Below are 22,394 nucleotides of genomic sequence, written 5' to 3' on the forward strand. Positions count from 1 at the left end.
CCTCCGCCTTGCAGTTGGACGCACCAGGCCCCGCTCACGTGCGCTGATCAGGCGCCGCAGGTTTCCTCCGACTTGATCCGCCGGACAGGCCCTAGTCCGCGTTCTCCAGCGTCTTCGACATGTTGACGAACCCGCGACGCTGCGCCGTGAGCTGACCGCCCCGTACGACCTGGAACGTGACGTCGGCGTTGACGAGGCGCGGGAAGTCGACGGCCGCAATCATGTCCTCGAAGCGCCAGCTGAGCGTCGGCGTGAGCCCGCCCGTGTCCACCTTGAGGCCGTTGTCCAGCGTGCGCCGGATGGTGAGCGGTGAGACCTCGCCCGCGCCGAGAGACTCGATGATCTTGTTCAGCACGGTGTAGGCGATCCAGGTGGTCTGCACTCCGGCGTCGTCCGGATCGATCCGGTTGTCGCCGAAGGCCTGCTCCTTGATCACCTTGCGCATCTCGTCCCAGCGCGCGTCGTTCGCGGTCGGGTACCAGCCGGTGACGTACGAGCCCTCGTAGGGGCCCGACTTGCCGCCGGTGGCGTCGATCTGAGACTGGTCGATGCTGCCGATGATCGTGCCGGTGTGCACCTTCGGGTAGTCCGCGCTGTCGCGCCGGAAGGAGTCCATGAAGGTGTTCGTGCGGTCACCGAGCGCGGGGACCACACAGCCTTGCTCGACCGAGTCGGAGGTCGCGTGCTGAAGCGCCTGCTTCGTCGGCAGGGCGTACTCCGTGGCGTCCTCGGCCGCCCGCTGGTCGGCGGCCCGCGCGTGGCCCTGCGTCTTCAGGCCCGAGTCGAGCAGCACCGGGAGCTCGTCACCGGCGATGGTGTCGGGCCGGATGAGCGAGACCGGGCCGCAGTTCTTGCCGAGCTGCTCGCCGAGTCCGGCCAGCAGGGCGGGCTGGCCACCGTTGACGGGGTAGGAGAGAGGGCTGGTGAACTCGTCGTCGGTGACGCCGTAGCCCCCGAGGTACGGGATGCCCGCGCTTTCCAGCGGGGCGAGGAACGAGCGGCTGTGCTGGCTGTAGGAACCCACGACCGCGACGACCTTCTCGTCGGCGGCCCGCTCGGCGCAGTGCGCGGCGGACACCGAGTCGTTGTGGTCGTTGCAGGTGAGGACCTCCAGCTGACGGCCGTTGATGCCGCCGTGGGCGTTGACCCAGCGTGCGTAGGCTTTCGCCAGCGCCGGCATGCCGGGCTTGTTGGTCGCGTTGGTCTTCTCCGGCGCCCAGGTCATCACCTTGACGGGGCCATCCCCGGAACCCCCCGTGGTACCAGGGATGGCCCCGCACCCGACGGCGACCGACGCACACGCCACCAGTGCGCTCGCGTACAGCAACGTGGCCTTTAAGGGCCGAGGCGGAACGGGGGAGGTGGTGCGAGTACGTCGCCTACCGGTCATGGACACGCACGATTCCCCCACATCGAGAACCCTTGTGTGACCCGTGGTCGACACGGGGTGACGTAGAGGTGAATTGCGGGGGCCGATGAACTGATTTTCACAGGGAACGTACGATCGGTGACCGTGCAAGGTTCGGAGAACTCTTCCCGTCGCGGCCGTCGCTCATCCACCATGGGCGGTATGCCACTGAACGACATGCCGTGGTGGCGCTGGCGCAGCAATGTGCGCTCTGCGCTGCACATGCTTTCCGACCCCGCCTTCCAGCGAGACGTCTGGCTCGCCGGCGTCGACGGGTACGGCGACGTCACCGACGCCGTGTACCGGCTGGTCGAGGACACCTGGCTGGACAACTGGTCGGCCGAGAAGTACGTCGGCACGATCTTCCGGGACTCCCAGGAGGCGGCCCTCGTGGACAGTGCCGTCCTGCGGGTTCTGCGGATCATGCACCAGGTCGGACCCGACGCGCCCGTCTCCGCCTATCTCGACCATCAGGCGTGGCCGGAGGCTTTGCAGGCCGCGCGCGCCGCGCACGTACGGCTGGCGACGAGCGACGGCGAGGACCCGGACGCGCCGCCGCGCACGCTTGAGGTCCTGCGCATCCTGACGCGCTCGGCCTAGCGGCGGCCACCATCGGCCGTAGTCACGTACGTCGCGGCGCCGCGACGACGGCGCCGCTCGGCCTGGCGCTCGGCCTGGCGCTTGGGCCGGCGGTCACCCGGGACGTCCGCGTGGCGGGACGACAGTCCGCCGCGGGCGCCTGGTATGGGACCCTGTCCCGCATGAATGAGCCGTCCGTCCGCGGGGCCGCGCCCCCCGCCGAGCAGTACGTCCTGACCCTCTCCTGCCCCGACAAGCAGGGCATCGTGCACGCCGTGTCGAGCTACTTGTTCATGACCGGCTGCAACATCGAGGACAGTCAGCAGTTCGGCGACCACGACACGGGTCTGTTCTTCATGCGGGTCCACTTCTCGGCGGAGTCGCCGGTGACGGTGGACAAGCTGCGCGCGAGTTTCACGGCGATCGGTGACGCCTTCCACATGGAATGGCAGATCCACCGGGCCGAGGACCGGATGCGGGTCGTCCTCATGGTGAGCCGGTTCGGCCACTGCCTGAACGACCTGCTCTTCCGCGCGCGGATCGGCGCCCTGCCCGTCGACATCGCGGCCGTGGTGTCCAACCACACGGACTTCGCCGAGCTGGTGGGCTCCTACGACGTTCCCTTCCACCACATCGCGGTGACGAAGGACACCAAGGACGAAGCCGAGGCGCAGCTGCTGGAGCTGGTGCGCGAGAAGGACGTCGAGCTCGTCGTCCTCGCCCGCTACATGCAGGTTCTTTCGGACGACCTCTGCAAGCAGCTCAGCGGCCGCATCATCAACATCCACCACTCCTTCCTGCCGAGCTTCAAGGGCGCGAAGCCGTACCACCAGGCACACGCGCGCGGCGTCAAGCTCATCGGCGCCACCGCGCACTACGTCACCGCCGACCTCGACGAGGGCCCGATCATCGAGCAGGAGGTCGAGCGGGTCGGCCACGACGTCACTCCCGACCAGCTGGTCGCCATCGGCCGCGACGTGGAGTGCCAGGCGCTGGCCCGCGCGGTGAAGTGGCACGCGGAGCGCCGCATCCTGCTGAACGGGCGCCGGACGGTCGTTTTCGCGTAGGGGTAGGGGTAGGGGTAGGGGTAGGGGCAGGGGCAGGGGCGCGGGGGCGCAGGGCGTAGCGACGGGCGTGATGGCGCCGGGCTACATCCGGCTGAGCGACGCCGCCGCGAACAGCACGTCCCTGATGGCCTCGCGGTCGCCAACCTGTCCGGCGGCCGCCTCCTCCGGTGACAGGTGGCCCGCGGCCAGCCGGCAGAATTCCACCCCGTCCAGCGCGACATGGGCCACCTCGCGCTCGGCGGAGCCGACGGCGCCGGGTGAATCGAGCGGAATGAGCCACTCGCCGCCCCCGGAGCCCTCGATCTCCAGGCGCAGACTGCGCCCCGGAGCGCCCGCCGCGACGAGATGCCGGGCCGGAGGAGCCGTAAGGCCCGCCCGGCGCCGCTCGGCCAGCGACGTGGGCAGCATCCGCGCGGCGAGGTCGATCATCCGGTGGAGGTGCCGGGGAGCGGGCGGTTCGTACGGGTAGTCCACCGCTTCGGCGATGTCCCCGGCGTGCACCCAGCACTCGAAGGCCCGGTCGAGCATCGAGTCGCTGAGCGGCAGCTCGAAACCGCCGTACGCCACCGTGAGCAGCCCGGAGCCCTCCCCACGCTCGACCGCGCGTGCGTGCGGGGCGCCGCCCTCCACGAACGACACCGTCCGGACGATGCTGTGGCTCTGCTCCCGCCAGGGCCCGCGCACGGACCGGGTGGGCGGGACGTTCGACGCCCGCCAGTACGCCTCGGTGCGCTCCTGCGGCGTCGGACGCTTGGTGCCGGTTCCGGTGCCGCCGAGCGGGTCGTCCAGGCCCAGCGCGACGGCGACCAGTCCGTCGACGCTCAGCAGATGGGCGATGACCCCGGCCACCGTCGTGCGGCGGCTCGTGGGCCCGTCGCCCTCGAACCAGCGCAGCCGCACGGGCGCGTGCCACTCGGAACCGCCGATGTCCTGGAGCAGGGCGTCGAGCCGGGCGGTCTCCGCGTCGTACGGAGCGGCCCATTCGGGTACCGGGATGCGCGGCGGGCGCCGGTCGAGGCAGCTCGTCAGGACGCGGGTGCGCAGCGTCGGGTCCAGGTCGAGGCTCTCCGCGGGGTGCAGCAGTCCGACGGCCTCACGCAGCCGCAGCGCCTCGTCCGCGCACGGGCCGCAGTGGCCGAGGTGTTCCTCGACGGCCGTCGTCTCGTCCGCCGAACACGCGGTCAGCGCCCACGCGCCGAGCAACGACTTCAGGACCCGGTGGTCGAGGACGAGCGGCGCGGGGCCGGGCGCGGCGGCCGGTTCGGGCAGCGGCAGTCCGGTGTCCTCCACGGAGGTGCGCGGCGGCGGTATGCGCGGAGGCCCCTCGGGCTCCTTGCGCCCGTCCTCGTCCACGGCCTTGCGCGCGTTCTCGTCCGCGGCCTTGTGTCCGTTCTCGTCCACGGCCTCGTTCACGTCCTTGCGCCCGTCCTCGTCGCCGTACGACTCGAACCGGTCCGTTCCCTCGCTCACCGCGCACCCCCGTATTCCGGCGGTGCGCCGGTGGGCCCGGCGTCATGGGCGGTGGACAGGAGCTGGAGGCCGAGGCGGAGCCGGCGGCGGGCCTCGTCCTCGGTGACGCCGAGGTCGGCGGCGGCCTGGCGGTAGTCACGGCGCTGGAAGTACGCGAGCTCCAGGGCGGTCCGCAGTGGGGTGGGCATCGAGGTGACGATGTAGTCCGCGCGGGCGGCGACGGACGCGCTGCGCACCTTGCGCTCCAGCTCCTCGGCGGTGCCGTGGCCGCCCTGGGCGAGCGCGGCGGTCTCGGTGGCGCGCAGGCGCTGCACGGCGAGGCGGTGGGTCAGTGTCGCGACCCAGGAGCGCAGGGGGCCCTGCTTGGGGTCGTACGCCTCGGGGTTCTCCCAGACGTGGGCGAAGACCTCGCGGGTGATCCCGTCGGCGGCCCGCTCGTCTCCGAGCACGCGGTGGGCGAGACCGTGCACGAGCGAGGCGAACCGGTCGTAGAGCTCACCGAGCGCGGCCGCCTCCCCGCGCGAGAGCCGCTGCTGCATCTTGCGGTCCCAGCGGGGTGGTGCGTCCTGCTTCGCCATACGGCCCCCTCACCCCTGGTCGTGCCCGGCGCCCGTCCGTGTGCCGGGCGCTGTCCCGGCCGTGTCCCCTGTCGCTTTCCAGCCGTGCGGTGCTGCTGTCCAGCCTGTGGGCAACTGCTGTCCTGAATGTAGTCGGCACGTCCGACAGCGCACGCCCCTTTGCGTCAATGCGCGCCCCTGGACGGGCCGAGGATGGTAAAGGCGCGGCGCCTTCACCTCCGGATCTGACCACAACAGACCGTATGCGACCGAAAGAAAACCCTCGTGAAGCATTTTCGACCGTAGACAGGCGTTTCTTCCTGGCGGGATCCGTGTTTCATGGAACTACGGCGGGGCAGCCGCGCTGAAAGGAAGCGTACGGAGAGCTTCCGTTTCTGCTGGGCGAGGCGAGCGAGAGGCGTGGCGGTGACGCTCAAGGTGATCCACGTGACCGACGTGACCGACGACGAGGGCGGCACAGGGAGTGCGGGGGGCGCGGGCGGTCCCGGCGCCGTGCGTCGCGAAGAGGGCGAGTGGGCCGTGCTGCGGGTGTCGGGCGAGCTCGACCTCGTGACGTCGCCGGCGCTGCGCCAGAGCGTGCACGACGTGGTGGCCGAGGGCCGGCACAGCATCGTCCTGGACCTCTCCGAGGTCGTGTTCTGCGACTCCAGCGGTGTCGGTGTCCTGATCGCCGTCCGCCGGCTCATGCGTTCCTGCCGGGGTCGTCTGCGGCTGATCCTGCCGGCCCGGGGGGCGGCCGACGGTTCGCACGTCAACCGCGTGCTCGCGGCCCTCGGTGTGCGCCGCCTCTTCGACGTGTACCCCGATGTGGCGGCCGCCGTCGACGAGGAATCCCGCCCGCTGTCGGCATGATCTGCCGGTCAGGGTCCGTTCCGTCGCCGCGCCCGCACCGAAACCCTGCCCTCGCCTTCGCCTTCGCCCGGAGTGACGTCCCCTGCTCACTGCGCGACACACCGCCACGCGGTTGTTCCAGAATTCCTGCGGTCTTGGTACAACCGTCGCTTTCCCGCTCCCACGGCGGCCCGGGCGTCGTACGCTCCGTCCCAGATGAACCGCAGTCCGGCCGAGGCCGGCTGAGAAGTGAGGCGGTCCGAACACACCATGGTCAGTACCGAGTACGAGCGCAGGATTGCCGCCCGGTTCGCCGGCTTCGACCAGGACGGCAACGGCTACATCGACCGGGAGGACTTCAACGCCGCGACCAAGGCGGTGCTCGCCGAGTTCGGTACGACGGCCCGGTCGGACAAGGGCCAGGCCCTGTACATCGGCGCCGAGGCGTTCTGGCAGGGCATGGCCGGGATAGCGGACCGGGACGGCGATCAGCGGATCACCCGTGAGGAGTTCGTGAGCGGCGCCGTGAAGCGGCTGCGCGACAACCCCGACCGGTTCGCCGAGATCGCCCGCCCGTTCCTGCACGCGGCCCTCGCGGTGGCGGACACCGACGGGGACGGCGCGGCCACGGTCGAGGAGACCGCGCGCGTCCTCAGGGCCCTCGGAGTGAGCGACGACATCGCCCCCGCCGCGGCCGCCGCCCTGGACGCGGACGCCGACGGACGGATCGGTGAGACGGAGGTCGTGAGCGCGTTCGCCCGTTACTTCACGGTGCCGGATCAAGGGTAGAACGGCCGGGTCGGCCGACCGCTCGCCCCGACAGGATCGGGGGCGGCCACGGCCTCACCCCGAAAAGCGCTCCCTGAGCCGGTACTTGAGCACCTTGCGCAGTGTCTCGTTGCGCGGAAGGGCGTCCACGACCTCCAGTTGCTCCGGCAGCTTGTGCACGGACAGCCCTTCCCCGCGCAGGTACGACGTCACGGCGGCCAGCGTCAACTCGGCAGCCCCCGGCGGCTGTTCGACCACCGCGCAGACGCGTTCCCCGCGCTCGGCGTCGGGCAGCCCGATCACGGCGGCGTCCCCGACCGCCGGGTGTTTGTGCAGCAGGTCCTCGATCTCCTTCGCGGAGATGTTCTCGCCCTTGCGGATGATGATGTCCTTCACCCGGCCGGTGAGGACGAGATGCCCGCTCCCGGTCAGATGCCCCACGTCCCCGGTGATCAGGAACCCGTCCCCGTCGAACGCCTCCGCCGTCTGCGCAGGGTCCAGATACCCCTGGCACACGGCCTCCCCCCTGAGCCGTACGTCGCCGTCGACGCCACAGGGCCGGGCGGCTCCCGTCGCGTCCACGATCCGTATCTCCATGCCCTCCGGGGGCCTGCCCTCCGTGGTCGCGAGGTTCTCGGCCGTGTCGTCCGGCGCGCCCATGGTGATCATCGGGACCTCGGTCATCCCGTACCCGTGGGTGAGCTGCACGCCCATCTCCCGGACGACGGAGTGATAGACCTCGGGCGGCTTCGGGGCTCCGCCGCCCGCGAGCAGCCGCAGCGTGGGGATGACCGGCTCCCCTGGCTGTTTGCGCTGTTCGGCGAGGAACATCGAGTAGAAGGCGGTCGACCCGCCCGCCACCGTCACGCCGTGCTCGCGGTAGTCCTCCAGGGCGGCGGGCAGCGCGAAGTGCTCGAACATCACGGCCGGGAAGCCGTACAGCAGCAGCATCACCGTGTAGTCGGGCCCGGCGATGTGCGCGTACGGGAAGGCCATCGAGCCCACGTCGTCGGCGGCCAGGTGCAGCGCGTGGGCCAGGCAGGAGCCGCCCGCGATCAGTGAACGGTCGGTGTGCAGCACGCCCTTGGGGTCGGAGGTGGTGCCCGAGGTCCAGTAGATCCAGCGGACGCGGGTGCCGTCGCAGGGCGGATCGGGCAGCACGGCGGGATCGCCGTCCGGCAGCGTGTCGTACGCCTCGAAGACGCCTTTCGCGCCGAGCCGGTGCGCCATCGCGGTGTGGTCGAAGCCGCGCCACTCGCCCGGCACGGCGAAGTACTCCGCCTTCGACTCCTGCAGCGCGAAGCCGACTTCACGGTCGCGGTAGAAGGGGATGACCGGCGACTGCACGGCGCCGATGCGGGCCAGCGCGAAGGACAGCAGAGCGGTCTCGATCCGGGTGGGCAACTGCCAGGCGACCACCGTGCCGGGACGTACGCCCATGTCGTGGAGGCCCGCCGCCACCCGCTCGGCGCGGTCGCGCAGCTCGCCGAAGGTCAGGGAGCGGTCGTCCTGGAGCAGGACGGGCCGGTTGGGGGTGAGGTCGGCACGACGGGCGACCAGTTCCCACAGCGTGCGCGCGGAACTCAGGGCGTGTGCGGTGTCGTTCACTTCGGCCCCCTGCGGTCGATCGCTTCGGTTCGTTACCTGACGGGCAGTCAGATCGTGCGCAGAGCGTAGGGCTCGCCGCCTTGTCGGTCCATAGGCGCGGGGCTAGCCTGCTTGTGAACAGAAATCTGACGACCCATCAGATACGTCGCCGGGGACACCCGCGGACGGACCCGTACGCAGGCGGAGGGGACCATGACCGAACTGCCCCGCATCATCAGCGTCGACGACCATGTGATCGAGCCCGCGCACCTCTTCGAGACCTGGCTGCCGCGAAAGTACCGGGAGCGCGGTCCGCGGCCGCTCACCGCCGGGATCGGCGAACTCGCCTACGTCGCGGGCAAGTACCAGATCACGATGGACCCGGACGGTCCGCCGACCGATTGGTGGATCTACGAGGACCTCAAGTTCCCGTACAAGCGCAACATCGCCGCCGTCGGCTTCGACCGTGACGAGATGACGCTGGAGGGCATCACGCGCGCGGAGATGCGGCGCGGCTGCTGGGACCCGGCCGAGCGCCTCAAGGACATGGACCTCAACCACGTCGAGGCCAGCCTCTGCTTCCCCACCTTCCCGCGCTTCTGCGGCCAGACCTTCGCCGAGGCGCACGACAAGGAAGTGGCCCTGTCCTGTGTGCGGGCGTACAACGACTGGATGGTCGAGGAGTGGTGCGGAGACAGCGGCGGCCGGCTGATCCCGCTGTGCCTGATCCCCCTGTGGGACATCGACCTCGCGGTCGCCGAGATCCGCCGTAACGCCGCCCGGGGCGTGAAGGCCGTCACCTTCTCCGAGATCCCCACCTATCTGGGTCTGCCCTCCATCCACTCCGGCTACTGGGACCCGTTCTTCGCGGTCTGCCAGGAGACCGGGACGGTCGTGAACATGCACATCGGTTCGTCGTCCCAGATGCCCGCCGCGTCCCCCGACGCACCCCCCGCCGTCCAGGCCTCGCTGTCCTTCAACAACGCGATGGCCTCCATGATGGACTTCCTGTTCAGCGGCGTCCTCGTCAAGTTCCCGCGCCTCAAACTCGCCTACTCCGAAGGCCAGATGGGCTGGATCCCGTACGCCCTGGAGCGCGCCGACGACGTCTGGTCGGAGCACCGCGCCTGGGGTGGGGTCAGGGACCTGATCCCGGAGCCGCCCTCGACGTACTACTACCGGCAGATGTTCTGCTGCTTCTTCCGCGACAAGCACGGCGTCGCCTCCCTGGACGTCGTGGGCCGCGACAACGCCACCTTCGAGACCGACTACCCGCACGTCGACTCGACCTTCCCGCACACCAAGGAGGTCGCCCTCGACCACGTGAAGGGCCTCGACGACGAGACGATCCACAAGCTGATGCGCGGCAACGCCATCCGCATGCTGGACCTGGACCTGTAGTGGACCTGACCTACACGCCCGAGGAGGAGGAGTTCCGCGCGCGCCTGCGAACGTGGCTCGCCGGGGTCCTTCCGGCGCTGCCGCCGAAACCGTCCCCGGACGACTGGCCCGCGCGACGGGCGTACGACCTCGGCTGGCAGCGGATGCTGTACGACGCCGGGTACGCGGGCCTGCACTGGTCCGTCGACGCCGGTGGCCGGGGTGCCACGCCGACGCAGCACCTCATCTACCTGGAGGAGACGGAGAAGGCGGGTGCTCCCTATGTAGGGGCCAACTTCGTCGGACTGCTGCACGCCGGGCCGACCATCGCCTCCGAGGGGAGCGCCGGACAGCGGGCGCGCTGGCTGCCGCCCGTGCTGCGCGGCGAGGAGGTCTGGTGCCAGGGCTTCAGCGAGCCGGACGCCGGCTCGGACCTCGCGGCGCTGCGCACGCGCGCGTGGCGGGACGGCGACGACTACGTGGTCAGCGGGTCCAAGATCTGGACCTCCCACGCCGAAGTCGCCGACTGGTGCGAGCTGCTGGTGCGGACGGACCCCGCCGCCCGCAAGCACCGGGGCATCACCTGGCTCGCGATGCCCATGGACGCGCCCGGGATCACCGTCCGGCCGCTGCGGACGCTCGCGGGCTCCACCGAGTTCGCGGAGGTCTTCCTCGACGAGGTGCGCGTCCCGGTCGCCAACCGCGTCGGCGCCGAGAACGACGGCTGGCGCGTGACCATGGTGACGCTGTCGTACGAGCGCGGGACCGCCTTCGTGGGCGAAGTGGTCGCCTGCCGACGCGTGTTGGCCGAGGTCGCGCGCGAGGCACGGAAGAACGGCCGCTGGGACGACGCCGTACTGCGCCGCCGTCTCGGCCGGCTGAACGCCGAGTTCCGCGCGCTGTGGCGGCTCACCCAGTGGAACGTCAGCGAGGCACAGGGAACGGGCGGAGTGCCCGGCGTCGGCGGTTCGGTTTTCAAACTGAGCTACTCGCACGCCCGCCAGGAGCTGTTCGACGCCGCCGCCGAGGTTCTCGGCCCCGAGGCCCTGGACCTGGGACGGGAGTGGACCCTGGACCGGCTGTCGTCCCTGTCGTACACCATCGCGGCCGGCACCTCGCAGATCCAGCGGAACATCGTGGCCGAGCGGATCCTCGGCCTTCCCAAGGGCAGGTGACTTCGACCAGTGGACTTCCGACTCACCGACGATCAACGCGCACTGCGACAAGGGATACGGGAGCTGCTGGAGGGCCGGTTCGGACGGGAGGCGCTGCGCGCGGCCGTGGACCGGGGGGACGGGAAGGGCGGGGGTGTCCTCGACCGGGAGCTGTGGCGCGAGCTCGGTGCGGCGGGGTTCTTCGCGCTGTGCCTGCCCGAGGCCGACGGCGGCGTCGGACAGGGCCTCCCGGAGGCTGTGCTGGCCTTCGAGGAGGCGGGGCGGGTCCTGCTGCCCGGCCCGCTGATCGCCACGCATCTCGCCGCGGGCGCCGTGGCCGGGGCGGCCACCGGAGAGGTGGTCGTGACGGCCGTCGACGGAGGGCTCGTGGAGTGGCTGGACGAGGCCGACGTCGTCCGCGGCGACACCACCGGAGCCGAGCCGCTGGCCTCGGTGGACCCCCTGACCCCCCTGCACCGGCTGCCCGCCTCCCCCACCGCGCGATCCGAGGGCGACGCACTCCGGGCCGCGCGGACGGCGGACGCGCTTCTCACGTCTCTTCTCACCGCCGCCGAGCAGCTCGGCAGTGCCTCCCGAACCTGCGAGACGGCCGTGCAACACGCCCGGACGCGCGAGCAGTTCGGGCAGCCGATCGGGGCCTTCCAGGCGGTGCAGCATCTGTGCGCGGGCCTGCTCGTGCGGGTCGAGGTGGCGCGCGCGGCCGTCTACGCCGCCTCGGTCACCGCCGACCCGGTGGACATAGCGGCGGCCAGGCTGCTCGCCGACGAGGCCGCCGTGCGCGGCGCCCGGGACTGTCTCCAGGTGCACGGCGGCATGGGCTTCACCTGGGAGTCCGACGTCCATCTGCACCTGAAGAGGGCGTGGCTGCGGACGCACCGTGCGGGTGGCATCACGCAGGGCGAGGAGCGGCTGGCGGAGGATCTGTCGGCCGGGACGGCGTAGAGGGCCCCTGTCCTGGGGCGCCGTGGGAGGAACGCGAGCGGATGTCGCGGATCGTGGCGGATCGGAATCACGGAGCGTTGAGACCGGGTTGTGTCCTAGGCGTGACTTGTCACGGCCTGGAGTCGGCGCCGTGCTCCGGTACCTTGTGTGGGATGCGAGTGGTTCTGAGGCTGAGCCATCCCGGTGTTGCCCCCGAGGCCGCGCCGAACCCGGCGATGCGTGCCGCTCGCGAGGCAGTGCGGACCCCCGTACCTGCCTGTTCGACTCCCCGTGGCGAGCGTCGCACAGTATGCCGCACGCGTACTCCTTCGCGCTGGAATATGCCCGAAGCGCTTGTTGGGGTGACTGTACGTCAACCATGCTGTCTCGCAAGGGAATCACGTTCCGTGATCCTTGTTCTGGCCATGCAGAAAATGGCTACGATCGTGGCCCTTGTGAGGCGCGAGGCGATGTGTCCGCCGGTTCGGATGGTGTGAGCGGTGCAGGTGCTTCAAGTGCAGTTGGAGATCCGGCCCGACCCCGCAGAGGTGGGGCGAGCCCGGCAGTGGGCCCGTTCGAGGCTCGCGGGGTCCGGGATAGAAGCCGATGAACCACTCGCCGAGACGCTGATCCTGCTCGTCTCCGAGCTCGTCACCAACGCCGTGGTGCACACCGGGTGTCCGGCCGTACTGCGCCTCTGTCTGCCGGGCGGTGCCGGGGCCGCCACGGTGCGCCTGGAGGTGGCCGACTCCAGCGCCCGCCCGCCGATGCCCCGGCACGCCGACGGCGACGAGACCAACGGCCGCGGCCTGGAACTCGTCGACGGACTCGCGGACCGCTGGGGCTGGAGTCCCGAGGGCGTCGGCAAACGCATCTGGTGCGAGGTGGACCGCTGCGCTTCGGGCCCCTCGGCGGGGGCCGCCTACCCGGCCTACGAGGACTTCGCGTACGAGGCGGTCTAAGGCCTGTCCGCCTGACCAGGCGCCGCAGGTTTCCTCCGACTTGATCCGCCGGACAGGCCCTTGCGGTCCCGTCCCCGCGCGCAAGCCGTGCGAGGCGGACCGGCTCACCCCGTGCGCGTGCCGTGCCGGACCCTCCGGCCGCCGGGGCGCGACGAGTTCGCGTTTTCCCGGTCGTGCTGTTCGCCGGGCTTTCCGGCTTCGGTGCCGCAGGCCGCGGAGGGTGGGTACACGCTTTCGTGCATGTATGCACGAAACGTCTGTACACGGCCGCCGTAGTGGCCGAATGCGCCGGGCCGTGCTTCCGTACGCGCTGTCTTAATTGGGGTGTAGTGCCACAAATCTCCGATCGGGTGTTGACGTGACGTGTCCGTTTGATCACGCTTGTGTTCAGCGATTCGCCGCGAGGGGACGACGAGGGTTCCGGTGACGGGGGCCCTCGGCGAGTGCGGGTCGCGATTCGGCGTCGGCTTCTCCAGGGGCGGGGGAGCAGGGCGGGAACGCCGGAGGCGGAGGGCGGCGCGCGGTGCCGTGCCCGGGGTGAGGTGGGGGACCTCCCGGTCGGGCGCAGTCGAGAGTGGGGGAAGCGCGCCGCCAGCCGGCCCTCGGCCGGCTGGACAAGAGCCACGGGAGCCACGGCCGGTCGGGGAAGTGTCGCGGGAGCCGCCGCCGGTCAGAGGAGTGCTACGGGTGCCACGGGTGTGCCCGTGCCGCCGACGAAGGGTTCCGGCATCGCCGACAGCAGGAAGGCGTAGCGACTTTCTTGTCCACAGGCTGTGGACAACTCTTCGAGATTCCAGTTCTGGCCCTGTAACATCCCCATTTCGACCAGATCGAGTGCGTGCACGGGCAGCCACAGGTCCTCGATCTCGGGCGGGAAGATCTCGAACGTCAGGGTGTCGTTGGCGACCGCCGCGACATCGCGCGCATGGAACCACTCCGGGGTGCGCACCGACAGGCCCGGCGACGGATACCCGTACCCGTGCTTGTCGCCCGCCAGATACACCTGGATCTGGCCTGTCCGTACGAGCACGATGTCGCCCGCCCGGACCCGTGTGCCCGCCAACTCCTCGGCCGCCTCCAGGTCTTCGGGGGTGACCGCGTGCCCGCCGGCCAGCCGGTGCTCGCCGCGCGCCCGGGCCACATCGAGCAGGACGCCGCGCGAGACGATGTGCCGCGGTTTGTCGATCCCGCTGAACTCGGCGCCACCGTGCGGGGTGACGGTGCCGGCCGGGCGACCGTTGTAGAGCTTGCCGGAGTGCGAGACATGGGTCAGCGCGTCCCAGTGGGTGGCCGCCTGGAGTCCCATGGTGACGGCGTCGTCGCTGCACGCCACCGTGCCGGGCCCGAAGATCTCCTGATTGATCTGCACCATCGTGTGCAGCGGATTGACCCGCCCGGGGATCATCCCGGTCTGCACGCCGTCCTGCTGGAGCGGGAGGGCGAGCGGGACGCGGCGTCCGGTCCGTACGGTCGCGGCCGCCTCCCGGACCACCTCGTCGGTGATGAGGTTCAGGGTCCCGATCTCGTCGTCGGCCCCCCAGCGCCCCCAGTTGTTCACGCGCTTGGCGATCTCGTGGAACTCCGGACGAAGCGTCGGCAGCGACATGAGTCCTCCCCGGGGGCTTGTCTCCAGGTATCTGACGGGTCGTAGAATCCGAGTTGAATCTAACGGACCGTCAGAAACTGCGGGAAGGGGCCGGGCGTGGGGAACTTCTTGGCGGGCAAGGTCATCGCCGTCACGGGCGCGGGGCGGGGGATAGGCCGGGCGGTCGCCCTCGCCGCGGCGGCCGAGGGCGCGCGCGTCGTCGTCAACGACTACGGCGTGTCCGTCGAGGGTGCCGAGCCCACGAGTTCGGTCGCCGACACCGTCGTCAAGGAGATCGAGGCGGCGGGCGGGGAGGCGGTCGCGGTGGCCGACGACATCTCGACGATGGCGGGCGGGCAGCGTGTCGTCGACACCGCGCTCGCCTCGTACGGTCGGATCGACGGAGTGGTGTGCGTGGCCGGCATCCTGCGCGAGCGGATGCTCTTCAACATGTCCGAGCAGGAGTGGGACCCGGTCGTCGCCACCCACCTCAAGGGCACGTTCACCCTGTTCCGGGCCGCCTCGGCAGTGATGCGCAAACAGGGCTCGGGCACGCTGATCGGTTTCACCAGCGGCAATCACCAGGGATCGGTCGCGCAGGCCAACTACAGCGCGGCGAAGGGCGGGATCATCTCGCTGGTGCGCAGCGCGGCCCTCGGGCTCCACAAGTACGGGGTCACCGCGAACGCCGTCGCGCCCGTCGCCCGTACCCGCATGTCGGCGAACGTCCCGATGGAGCTGAAGGAGATCGGCGAACCGGAGGACGTGGCCGCGCTCGTGATCTACCTGCTGTCGGACCGGGCCCGCGAGGAACGCATCACCGGGCAGGTCTACACGATCGCCGGACCCAAGATCGCCGTATGGGCCCAGCCGCGTGAACTGCGCGCCGGATACGCCGAGGGCGCCTGGACCCCGGAGAAGATCGCCGACTTCCTGCCCGGGACGGTCGGCGTGGATCCGATGCCGCTGCTGGAGCAACTGGAGGCGATGGCGCGGGCGGCGGCGGAGAAGGCGCGCCCCAACGCGTGAGTGGGTCGCGTGCGTGCGCCGCGTGAGGCCGTCGCGTGAGTCCGTCGTCGGGTCTGGTGGGAGGAGAGCGCGTGGATTTCGCATTCGGTCCGCAGGACGAGGCCTTCCGGCGTGAGGCGCGGACCTGGCTGGAGGAGCACCTGTCCGGCACCCCCGCGCGCCGCGACTGGGAGCGGGAACTCGGGCGGGGCGGCTGGATCGGACTCGGCTGGGCCGAGGACGGGTACGGGAACCGGCGCGCGGAGTTGACCCAACAGGTCGTGTGGGCCGAGGAGTACGCCCGCTCGAAGGCGCCGGCGCGGTCCGGGCACATCGGCGAGAACCTGCTGGCGCCGACGCTCCTCGCGCACGGGACGCCGGAGCAGAAGCGGCGCTTCCTGCCGCCGATCGCCGAGGGCCGGGAGCTGTGGTGCCAGGGGTACAGCGAACCCGGCGCTGGCTCGGACCTGGCGGGCATCCGGACGACTGCCGCACGGACGAGTGCCGCACGGACGGTCGATGCGGAAGCGGCCGACGCGGGAACAACTGCCGTACGGGACAAGGGAGGAGCGCCGGTGGAGGCGTTCCGTGTCACGGGGCAGAAGATCTGGACCTCGCTCGCCCACGAGGCGGACTGGTGCTTCGTGCTCGCCCGTACGGAACCCGGGTCCACCCGCCACCACGGACTGTCCTTTCTCTTCGTCCCCATGGACCAGCCGGGCCGCGTCGAGGTCCGTCCGATCCGCCAACTGACCGGCACGAGCGAGTTCAACGAGGTGTTCTTCGACGGGGCGGTGGCGCGGGCCGAGCACGTGGTCGGCGGCGAGGGGAACGGCTGGCAGGTCGCCATGAGCCTGCTCGGATTCGAGCGCGGGGTCTCCACGCTCGTCCAGCAGATCGGTTTCGCCGAGGAGTTGGGGCGCGTGCTGCGGACGGCCGTCGCGACGGGAGCGGCCACGGACCCCGTCGTACGCGACCGGCTCGTCCGTCTGTGGGCCGAGCTGCGCACGATGCGGTGGAACGCCCTGCGCACGCTGGGGAGTTCGGGGAGTTCGGGGAGTTCGGGGAGCGGTGGGGACGCGGCGGCGCCGAGTGTGGCGAAGTTGCTGTGGGGCGGCTGGCACCGGCGGCTCGGTGAGCTGGCGGTGCAGGTGCGGGGGGCCGGCGCGGCGGTGGGTCCGGCGGACTGGTCGGCGGCGCTGCCGTACGAACTGGACGCCGCCCAGCACCTGTTCCTCTTCAGCCGGGCCGACACGATCTACGGCGGCTCGGACGAGATCCAGCGCACGATCATCGCCGAGCGCGCGCTCGGCCTGCCGAAGGAGCCCAGGGGATAGCCAGGCCCGCCCCGGTACGCCCCGGGAACAGCCCGGTACAGCTCAGCACGGCCCAGGAACAGCCCGGCACGACTCAGGAACAGCCCGGTACGGCCCGGGAAACAGCCCGGGGTGGCCCGGGAAACAGCCCGGGGTGGCCCGGGAAGAGGGGAGCTGGCGCGATGCGAGGCGTGATCTTCGACGGGAAGCAGACCGAGGTCGTGGACGATCTGGAGCTACGGGACCCGGGGCCCGGAGAGGTCCGGGTGGCGATCTCCGCGGCGGGGCTCTGCCACAGCGACCTGTCCGTGGTGGACGGGACCATACCTTTCCCTGTCCCCGTGGTGCTCGGGCATGAGGGTGCGGGCGTGGTCGAGGCCGTGGGGGCGGGCGTCACCCATGTCGAGCCGGGCGACCATGTGGCGCTGTCCACCCTCGCCAACTGCGGGACCTGCGCCGAGTGCGACCGGGGGCGGCCCACGATGTGCCGCAAGGCGATCGGCATGCCGCGGCGGCCGTTCGCGCGGGCCGGGCAGCCGCTCTACCAGTTCGCCTCCAACTCGGCCTTCGCGGAACACACGGTGGTGAAGGCGGTGCAGGCGGTCCGGATCCCGAAGGACATCCCGCTGACGTCCGCCGCGCTGATCGGCTGCGGGGTCCTCACGGGCGTCGGAGCGGTCCTGAACCGGGCCCGGGTCGACCGGGGCGACACCGTCCTCGTCATCGGCACCGGTGGCATCGGCCTCAACGTCATCCAGGGCGCGCGGCTCGCGGGCGCCCTGCGGATCGTCGCGGTCGACTCCAATCCGGCCAAAGAGGCCGTGGCCCGCCAGTTCGGCGCGACGCACTTTCTGACCTCGACGGACGGGGTGAAGGACATTCTCCCCACAGGCGCCCAGCACGCCTTCGAATGCGTCGGGCGCGTCGAACTCATCCGCCAGGCCGTCGACCTGCTCGACCGCCACGGCCAGGCGATCCTCCTCGGCGTACCACCGGCGACGGCAGAGGCGTCCTTCCTCGTCTCCTCGATGTACCTCGACAAGTCCATCCTCGGCTGCCGCTACGGCTCGTCCCGCCCCCAGCGGGACATCGCCCTGTACGCCGAGCTGTATCGCGAAGGCCGCTTGCTCCTGGACGAGTTGGTGACCGCGACCTACCCGGTCGAGGACTTCGAGAAGGCGGCCGAGGACGCGCACGCCGGGAAGGTGGCGAGGGCGGTGCTGACGTTCTAGGACAGCCGCCGGGGCATCACATCCGCGAGGAGACGAAGGAGCTCCCGTCCCCTGTTCCGTCGGCTCCATCAGTTCCATCAGTTCCATCGGCACCGTCGGCTTCGGAAGCGGATCTGAAGGTGCGCCGGTAGGTGGTCGGGGTGACGCCGAGGGTCGCCTGCAGGTGCTGGCGCATCGACTGGGCCGTGCCGAAGCCGGCGTCGCGGGCGACCTGGTCGATGGACAGGTCGCTGGACTCCAGGAGCTGGCGGGCGTGTTCGACGCGCTGCCGGGTGAGCCACTGGCCGGGGCTGACGCCGACCTCCTCGCGGAAGCGGCGGGTGAAGGTGCGCACCGACATCGACTCCTGCTCGGCCATGTCGCGGAGCTGGATCGGCTCGTGGAGGCGGCCGAGCGCCCAGGCGCGGGCGGCGGTCGTGGTGGCCGACTGCGCCTCCGGCACCGGGCGCTGGATGTACTGCGCCTGGCCGCCGTCGCGGTGCGGCGGTACGACGGTACGGCGGGCCACCTCGTTGGCGACGGCGGCGCCGTGGTCGCGGCGTACGAGGTGGAGGCACAGGTCGATCCCGGCCGCGACACCGGCGGAGGTGAGGACGTCGCCGTCGTCGATGAAGAGCACGTCCGCGTCGACCCGGATCTGCGGGAAGAGCTCCTGGAAGTGCTCGGCGTGCATCCAGTGCGTGGTGGCCGGGCGGCCGTCGAGATACCCGGCAGCGGCGAGGACGTAACTGCCGGTGCAGATGGAGACGAGACGGGTTCCGGGGCGGATGTGCGCGAGGGCGGCGGTCAGCTCCGGGGTCAGGATGCCCTCCTGCTGGACCGGTCCGAGTTCGTACGAGGCCGGGACGACGACGGTGTCGGCGCCGGCCAGCGCCTCGGGGCCGTTGGCGACGAGGACGGCGAAGTCTGCGTCCGTCTCCACGGGGCCGGGCGGCCGGACCGAGCAGGTGACCACCTCGTAGAGCGGCCGCCCTTCGCTGTCCCGCGCCTTGCCGAAGATGCGCTGCGGAATGCCCAGCTCGAAGGGGAGCAGTCCGTCGAGGGCGAGGACGACGACACGGTGCCGGCGGAACGTACCCGAAGTGGCCATGGCCCGATCCTAGCGAATGCTGTCCTTCAGGCCAGTGGTTCGCCGGTTCGCGCTCCCCGAAGATCGATGACGTGACCCAGACAAGCGAAGCCCCGGCCCCGGAGGACTCCCGGCCCACCCGTCCCGCCGCCCGTCGCCGCATCCACCGCGCGTGGTTCGTCGCCGCCGTCACCTTCGTGACGATCATCGGCGCGGCGGCCTTCCGCTCGCTGCCGGGGCTGCTGATCGATCCGCTGAACGAGGAGTTCCACTGGTCGCGCGGCACCATCAGCGCCGCTGTCTCGATCAACCTCGCGCTGTACGGCCTCACGGCGCCCTTCGCCGCGGCGCTCATGGACCGCTTCGGCATCCGGCGCGTGGTGGCGGTCGCCCTGACCGTGATCGCGGTCGGGTCCGGGCTGACCGTGTGGATGACGGCGGCCTGGCAACTGCTGCTCTGCTGGGGTCTGCTGGTGGGCCTGGGCTCCGGTTCGATGGCGCTCGCCTTCGCGGCGACGGTCACCAACCGCTGGTTCACCGAGCGCAAGGGTCTGGTGACGGGCATCCTGACGGCGGCCTCGGCCTCGGGCCAGCTGATCTTCCTGCCGCTGCTGTCCTGGATCGTCACGGAGCACAGCTGGCGTCCCGCCGCGGTCACCGTGGCGCTCGCCGCCCTCGCGGTCGTCCCCTTCGTCTGGCTGCTGCTGCGCGACCATCCGGCCGACGTGGGCCAGATGCCGTACGGGGCGAAGGAGTTCGTGCCGAAGCCCGAGCCCGTGCGGGGTGCCGCCCGGCGTGCGGTGACCGTGCTGCTCTCCGCGGTCCGCACGGGCCCCTTCTGGCTGCTGGCCGGGTCGTTCGCGATCTGCGGCGCCTCGACGAACGGCCTGGTCCAGACGCACTTCGTGCCCGCGGCCCACGATCACGGCATGCCCATCACGGCGGCCGCCTCGCTCCTCGCGGTGATCGGCGTCTTCGACGTGGTCGGCACGGTCGCCTCGGGCTGGTTCACCGACCGCTTCGAGCCGCGTCGCCTGCTGGCGGTGTACTACGCCCTGCGTGGCATCTCGCTGCTGTTCCTCCCGATGCTGCTCCACGCGACCGTGCACCCGCCGATGGTCCTCTTCATCGTCTTCTACGGCCTCGACTGGGTCGCCACCGTCCCGCCCACCCTGGCCCTGTGCCGTGAGCAGTACGGCGAGGACAGCGCCATCGTCTTCGGCTGGGTCCTCGCCTCCCACCAGGTCGGCGCCGCCCTCGTCGCCTTCCTCGGCGGCGTCGCCCGCGACCACCTCGGCACGTACGACGTGGTCTGGTACGCCTCGGGCGCCCTGTGCGCGGCGGCCACGCTGATGGTGCTGGTGATCCGGCGGCGCCGGCCGACCGGCCGGCTGACCGCGACGGTGTCACCCGCTACCGCCTGACGGGCTGGGGCGGGACGACGGCCCGAAAGGCCTGGCCGGGGCCACCGTGGGACGGGCTCGGCCGGGGCGATGACTGCCCGACGGCTCAAGCTCCGGCCGACGGCTCGGGTCAGGTGAGGAACCGGCCCTTGTGGAAGAGCAGTGGCGGCACGCCCTCGGTGCCGTCTCCGTTCGTGCCGAGCGCGTCCACCCGGCCCACCACGATCAGGTGGTCCCCGCCCGTGTGCACCGCGTGGATCGTGCAGTCGATCCAGGCCGCCGTGCCCGCGAGACGGGGGGAGCCCGAGACCGGAGCGGCGTCGTAGATCACTCCCGCGAACTTGTCCGCGCCGCTCACCGCGAAGCCGCGGCACAGGTCGCCCTGGTGCGTGCCGAGGACGTTGACGCAGAAGGCGCCGGCCCGGGCGATGCGCGGCCAGGTCGTCGACGTACGGCCGACCATGAAGCAGATCAGCGGGGGGTCGAGGGAGAGGGCGGCGAAGGACTGGCAGGCGAAGCCGGCCGGGCCCGCCCTGTCCTCGCCGTCACCGGCCGGTGCCGTCACCACGGTGACGCCCGTCGCGAAGTGGCCCAGCACGCGCCGGAATTCGGCCGGGTCGACCGGCGCCCGCTCGTCGTCGCCGACCGCGCGCAGATCCGGGCGCGGCAGCGCCTCGACGGGCCCCGCGACGGTGGGGGCTCCGGCCGACCTGAGGTAGCGGACGGCGGCGGCCGCCATCCCTGCGTGTCCCATCACATGAACCATTGAAGCTGACGCTCTGTCAGATGGGAAGGCGTTCGAGGGGGCGGGAAGGCGGCAGTTCGACAGGTCAGGGTCGGCGGCCCCGCGCGTCCCGCCGGAGCGGCCGACGGCAACCCCTCGGAGAGCAGCGTGTTTCGCCCGCGTATCTTTCGCCTCATGGGGTGGGGAGACTCAGGGAAGCCCGCGCGCTCCCGGTGGGCATGGGCCGGCGGCGAGGTGAACCTCGCCGCGGCGATCTGCGCGGCACAGTTCGCGGTCGCCGTCGCCGTCCGGTGGGTCGGTACGTTCGACGACGACGACTACGGCGTGGGGCTCGGCGGTGGGCTCGCCGGCGCCGGGTTCCTGTGCATGCTGGTCTTCGGACCGCCGCTGCTCGCCGTTCTCGGACTGCTGCACACGGTGATGTATACGATGCCGGCTGCCACGCTCGCCCGGCCGGCGACCCGGCGCGCACCCGGCCCCGAGGGCGTCTGGCACCTGGCTTTCGTGCTGGTGCTCGGCACGCTCTGGGCCGCTCTCGCGGTCGTGCTCGGCGGCCTCGCGCCCACCGGCGCGACCGCTCTGCTGATCGCCGTGTCCGGTGTCCCGCCGACGCTGGGTGTCGCCCTCATGCGGCGGCGCGAACGCGTCACCGGACACCCGCCGGGCGCCCACCGCGTCTGGTTCCGCTCGGCGCTCGCGGCCCTCGGCGTGTGCGGACTGGTCGTCGCGGCGGGCACGGTGGGCCTGGCCACGGGGCTCATCCAGCAGTACGAGCCCCCGAAGCTCGGTGCCGACCGGCTCACCGGCGTCTGGCGGGGTGATCGCGGGGCGGTGCTGCGGCTGCGCGCCGACGGCCGGGCCGAACTGACGGAACTGCCCGCCCAGCCCGAGTTCGAGGACGTGACCACCAAGGAGTTCACGCGCTGCGACGGCACCGGCACGTGGTTCCTCGACACCGGCGGCCGCTACGACGCGTACGCCGGCGGGGGCGCCGGGCAACGGGACGGCGTTGTCGTCCACGTCGGGAACTGCGGTCACGACACGTACTGGACCATCGGCGGCACCGAGACCCACCCGGAACTCTTCGTCCTCTTCGGCGACCCCGACGCGGGGGATCTGCGCATATTGCGGCGGGGGTGAACGGGGGCCCGCGTCCGGGTTCGGCCGGTGGGTGGGGCGGGGCCGCGCCGGTACATCCGCCCGCATCCGAACGGAACTCAGCGGTGTTTCGAAGTGGGCGTGGGTGGTGATCCGTCCGGCCTGCGGGCATTTGATGTACCGGCACGTCCCCTCCCGCGCGTCGCCGGGTG

The 22,394-nt window shown here is 71.3% G+C and carries 20 protein-coding genes; 13 read left to right on the plus strand and 7 right to left on the minus strand.

Annotated elements, in window-relative coordinates:
- Positions 1 to 91: 91 nt before the first annotated feature.
- Positions 92 to 1,390 carry an ABC transporter substrate-binding protein gene (locus ABZX90_RS14035; protein WP_351120806.1) on the minus strand — a complete coding sequence of 433 codons (1,299 nt, stop codon included), beginning with the start codon at positions 1,388 to 1,390 and terminating at the stop codon, positions 92 to 94.
- A gap of 117 nt (positions 1,391 to 1,507) precedes the next feature.
- On the opposite strand from ABZX90_RS14035, the gene ABZX90_RS14040 reads away from it, so the two are divergent.
- Both ABZX90_RS14040 and purU read left to right on the plus strand, forming a co-directional pair.
- Positions 1,508 to 2,008 (plus strand): hypothetical protein, encoded by a 501-nt coding sequence (locus ABZX90_RS14040; protein WP_351120538.1) that lies wholly within the window; start codon positions 1,508 to 1,510, stop codon positions 2,006 to 2,008.
- Positions 2,009 to 2,169: 161 nt separating this feature from the next.
- Positions 2,170 to 3,054 (plus strand): formyltetrahydrofolate deformylase, encoded by an 885-nt coding sequence (gene purU, locus ABZX90_RS14045; protein ID WP_351120536.1) that lies wholly within the window; start codon positions 2,170 to 2,172, stop codon positions 3,052 to 3,054.
- Positions 3,055 to 3,135: 81 nt separating this feature from the next.
- Here the strand turns inward: purU and ABZX90_RS14050 are convergent, their stop codons facing one another.
- Positions 3,136 to 4,407, minus strand: a complete 1,272-nt coding sequence (locus ABZX90_RS14050; protein ID WP_355205060.1) for a maleylpyruvate isomerase N-terminal domain-containing protein — start codon at positions 4,405 to 4,407, stop codon at positions 3,136 to 3,138.
- A 113-nt stretch (positions 4,408 to 4,520) separates the two neighbouring features.
- Positions 4,521 to 5,102: a sigma-70 family RNA polymerase sigma factor gene (locus tag ABZX90_RS14055; protein ID WP_351120532.1), complete on the minus strand. Its 582-nt coding sequence runs from the start codon at positions 5,100 to 5,102 to the stop codon at positions 4,521 to 4,523.
- 492 nt (positions 5,103 to 5,594) lie between these two features.
- Between ABZX90_RS14055 and ABZX90_RS14060 the strand changes: the two genes are divergently transcribed.
- Complete coding sequence (locus ABZX90_RS14060; protein WP_351120804.1) at positions 5,595 to 5,954, plus strand: STAS domain-containing protein; 360 nt, start codon at positions 5,595 to 5,597, stop codon at positions 5,952 to 5,954.
- Positions 5,955 to 6,203: 249 nt separating this feature from the next.
- A complete protein-coding gene (locus ABZX90_RS14065) occupies positions 6,204 to 6,722 on the plus strand; it encodes an EF-hand domain-containing protein (protein ID WP_351120530.1) in 519 nt (172 codons plus the stop codon).
- Between the two features lie 54 nt (positions 6,723 to 6,776).
- Here the strand turns inward: ABZX90_RS14065 and ABZX90_RS14070 are convergent, their stop codons facing one another.
- A complete protein-coding gene (locus ABZX90_RS14070; RefSeq protein ID WP_355204623.1) occupies positions 6,777 to 8,309 on the minus strand; it encodes an AMP-binding protein in 1,533 nt (510 codons plus the stop codon).
- A 192-nt stretch (positions 8,310 to 8,501) separates the two neighbouring features.
- Here ABZX90_RS14070 and ABZX90_RS14075 point away from each other — a divergent pair, with 192 nt between their 5' ends.
- The 4 genes from ABZX90_RS14075 to ABZX90_RS14090 all read left to right on the plus strand — a co-directional run bounded on the left by ABZX90_RS14075 (position 8,502) and on the right by ABZX90_RS14090 (position 12,726).
- Entirely contained in the window at positions 8,502 to 9,689 is a 1,188-nt protein-coding gene (locus ABZX90_RS14075; protein ID WP_351120526.1) for an amidohydrolase family protein, read from the plus strand.
- Positions 9,689 to 10,843, plus strand: a complete 1,155-nt coding sequence (locus tag ABZX90_RS14080) for an acyl-CoA dehydrogenase (protein ID WP_355204626.1) — start codon at positions 9,689 to 9,691, stop codon at positions 10,841 to 10,843. The genes ABZX90_RS14075 and ABZX90_RS14080 overlap by 1 nt, the downstream gene beginning before the upstream one ends.
- 9 nt (positions 10,844 to 10,852) lie before the next feature.
- On the plus strand, positions 10,853 to 11,785 hold the full coding sequence (locus ABZX90_RS14085; RefSeq protein ID WP_355204629.1) for an acyl-CoA dehydrogenase family protein: 933 nt from the start codon (positions 10,853 to 10,855) through the stop codon (positions 11,783 to 11,785).
- 479 nt (positions 11,786 to 12,264) lie between these two features.
- The gene (locus ABZX90_RS14090) at positions 12,265 to 12,726 is read left to right on the plus strand and encodes an ATP-binding protein (RefSeq protein WP_351120520.1); all 462 of its coding nucleotides are present in this window, start codon (positions 12,265 to 12,267) and stop codon (positions 12,724 to 12,726) included.
- Positions 12,727 to 13,396: 670 nt separating this feature from the next.
- On the opposite strand, the gene ABZX90_RS14095 is transcribed toward ABZX90_RS14090, so the two are convergent.
- Positions 13,397 to 14,332, minus strand: a complete 936-nt coding sequence (locus ABZX90_RS14095; RefSeq protein ID WP_355204633.1) for a cyclase family protein — start codon at positions 14,330 to 14,332, stop codon at positions 13,397 to 13,399.
- Positions 14,333 to 14,428: 96 nt separating this feature from the next.
- Between ABZX90_RS14095 and ABZX90_RS14100 the strand changes: the two genes are divergently transcribed.
- From ABZX90_RS14100 to ABZX90_RS14110, 3 genes are all read left to right on the plus strand, one after another.
- Positions 14,429 to 15,340: an SDR family oxidoreductase gene (locus ABZX90_RS14100; RefSeq protein WP_351120517.1), complete on the plus strand. Its 912-nt coding sequence runs from the start codon at positions 14,429 to 14,431 to the stop codon at positions 15,338 to 15,340.
- Positions 15,341 to 15,411: 71 nt separating this feature from the next.
- The gene (locus tag ABZX90_RS14105; RefSeq protein ID WP_355204637.1) at positions 15,412 to 16,656 is read left to right on the plus strand and encodes an acyl-CoA dehydrogenase family protein; all 1,245 of its coding nucleotides are present in this window, start codon (positions 15,412 to 15,414) and stop codon (positions 16,654 to 16,656) included.
- Positions 16,657 to 16,817: 161 nt separating this feature from the next.
- On the plus strand, positions 16,818 to 17,867 hold the full coding sequence (locus tag ABZX90_RS14110; RefSeq protein WP_355204639.1) for a Zn-dependent alcohol dehydrogenase: 1,050 nt from the start codon (positions 16,818 to 16,820) through the stop codon (positions 17,865 to 17,867).
- Between the two features lie 16 nt (positions 17,868 to 17,883).
- On the opposite strand, the gene ABZX90_RS14115 is transcribed toward ABZX90_RS14110, so the two are convergent.
- The gene (locus tag ABZX90_RS14115; protein WP_351120511.1) at positions 17,884 to 18,957 is read right to left on the minus strand and encodes a helix-turn-helix domain-containing protein; all 1,074 of its coding nucleotides are present in this window, start codon (positions 18,955 to 18,957) and stop codon (positions 17,884 to 17,886) included.
- Positions 18,958 to 19,028: 71 nt separating this feature from the next.
- On the opposite strand from ABZX90_RS14115, the gene ABZX90_RS14120 reads away from it, so the two are divergent.
- Positions 19,029 to 20,360 (plus strand): MFS transporter, encoded by a 1,332-nt coding sequence (locus ABZX90_RS14120; protein WP_351120509.1) that lies wholly within the window; start codon positions 19,029 to 19,031, stop codon positions 20,358 to 20,360.
- A 109-nt stretch (positions 20,361 to 20,469) separates the two neighbouring features.
- On the opposite strand, the gene ABZX90_RS14125 is transcribed toward ABZX90_RS14120, so the two are convergent.
- On the minus strand, positions 20,470 to 21,093 hold the full coding sequence (locus ABZX90_RS14125; protein WP_351120507.1) for a flavin reductase family protein: 624 nt from the start codon (positions 21,091 to 21,093) through the stop codon (positions 20,470 to 20,472).
- Between the two features lie 165 nt (positions 21,094 to 21,258).
- Here ABZX90_RS14125 and ABZX90_RS14130 point away from each other — a divergent pair, with 165 nt between their 5' ends.
- On the plus strand, positions 21,259 to 22,224 hold the full coding sequence (locus tag ABZX90_RS14130; protein ID WP_351120505.1) for a hypothetical protein: 966 nt from the start codon (positions 21,259 to 21,261) through the stop codon (positions 22,222 to 22,224).
- Positions 22,225 to 22,394 lie beyond the last annotated feature (170 nt).

It is taken from the genome of Streptomyces sp. NPDC002935 (assembly GCF_040611295.1).
Taxonomy (GTDB): domain Bacteria; phylum Actinomycetota; class Actinomycetes; order Streptomycetales; family Streptomycetaceae; genus Streptomyces.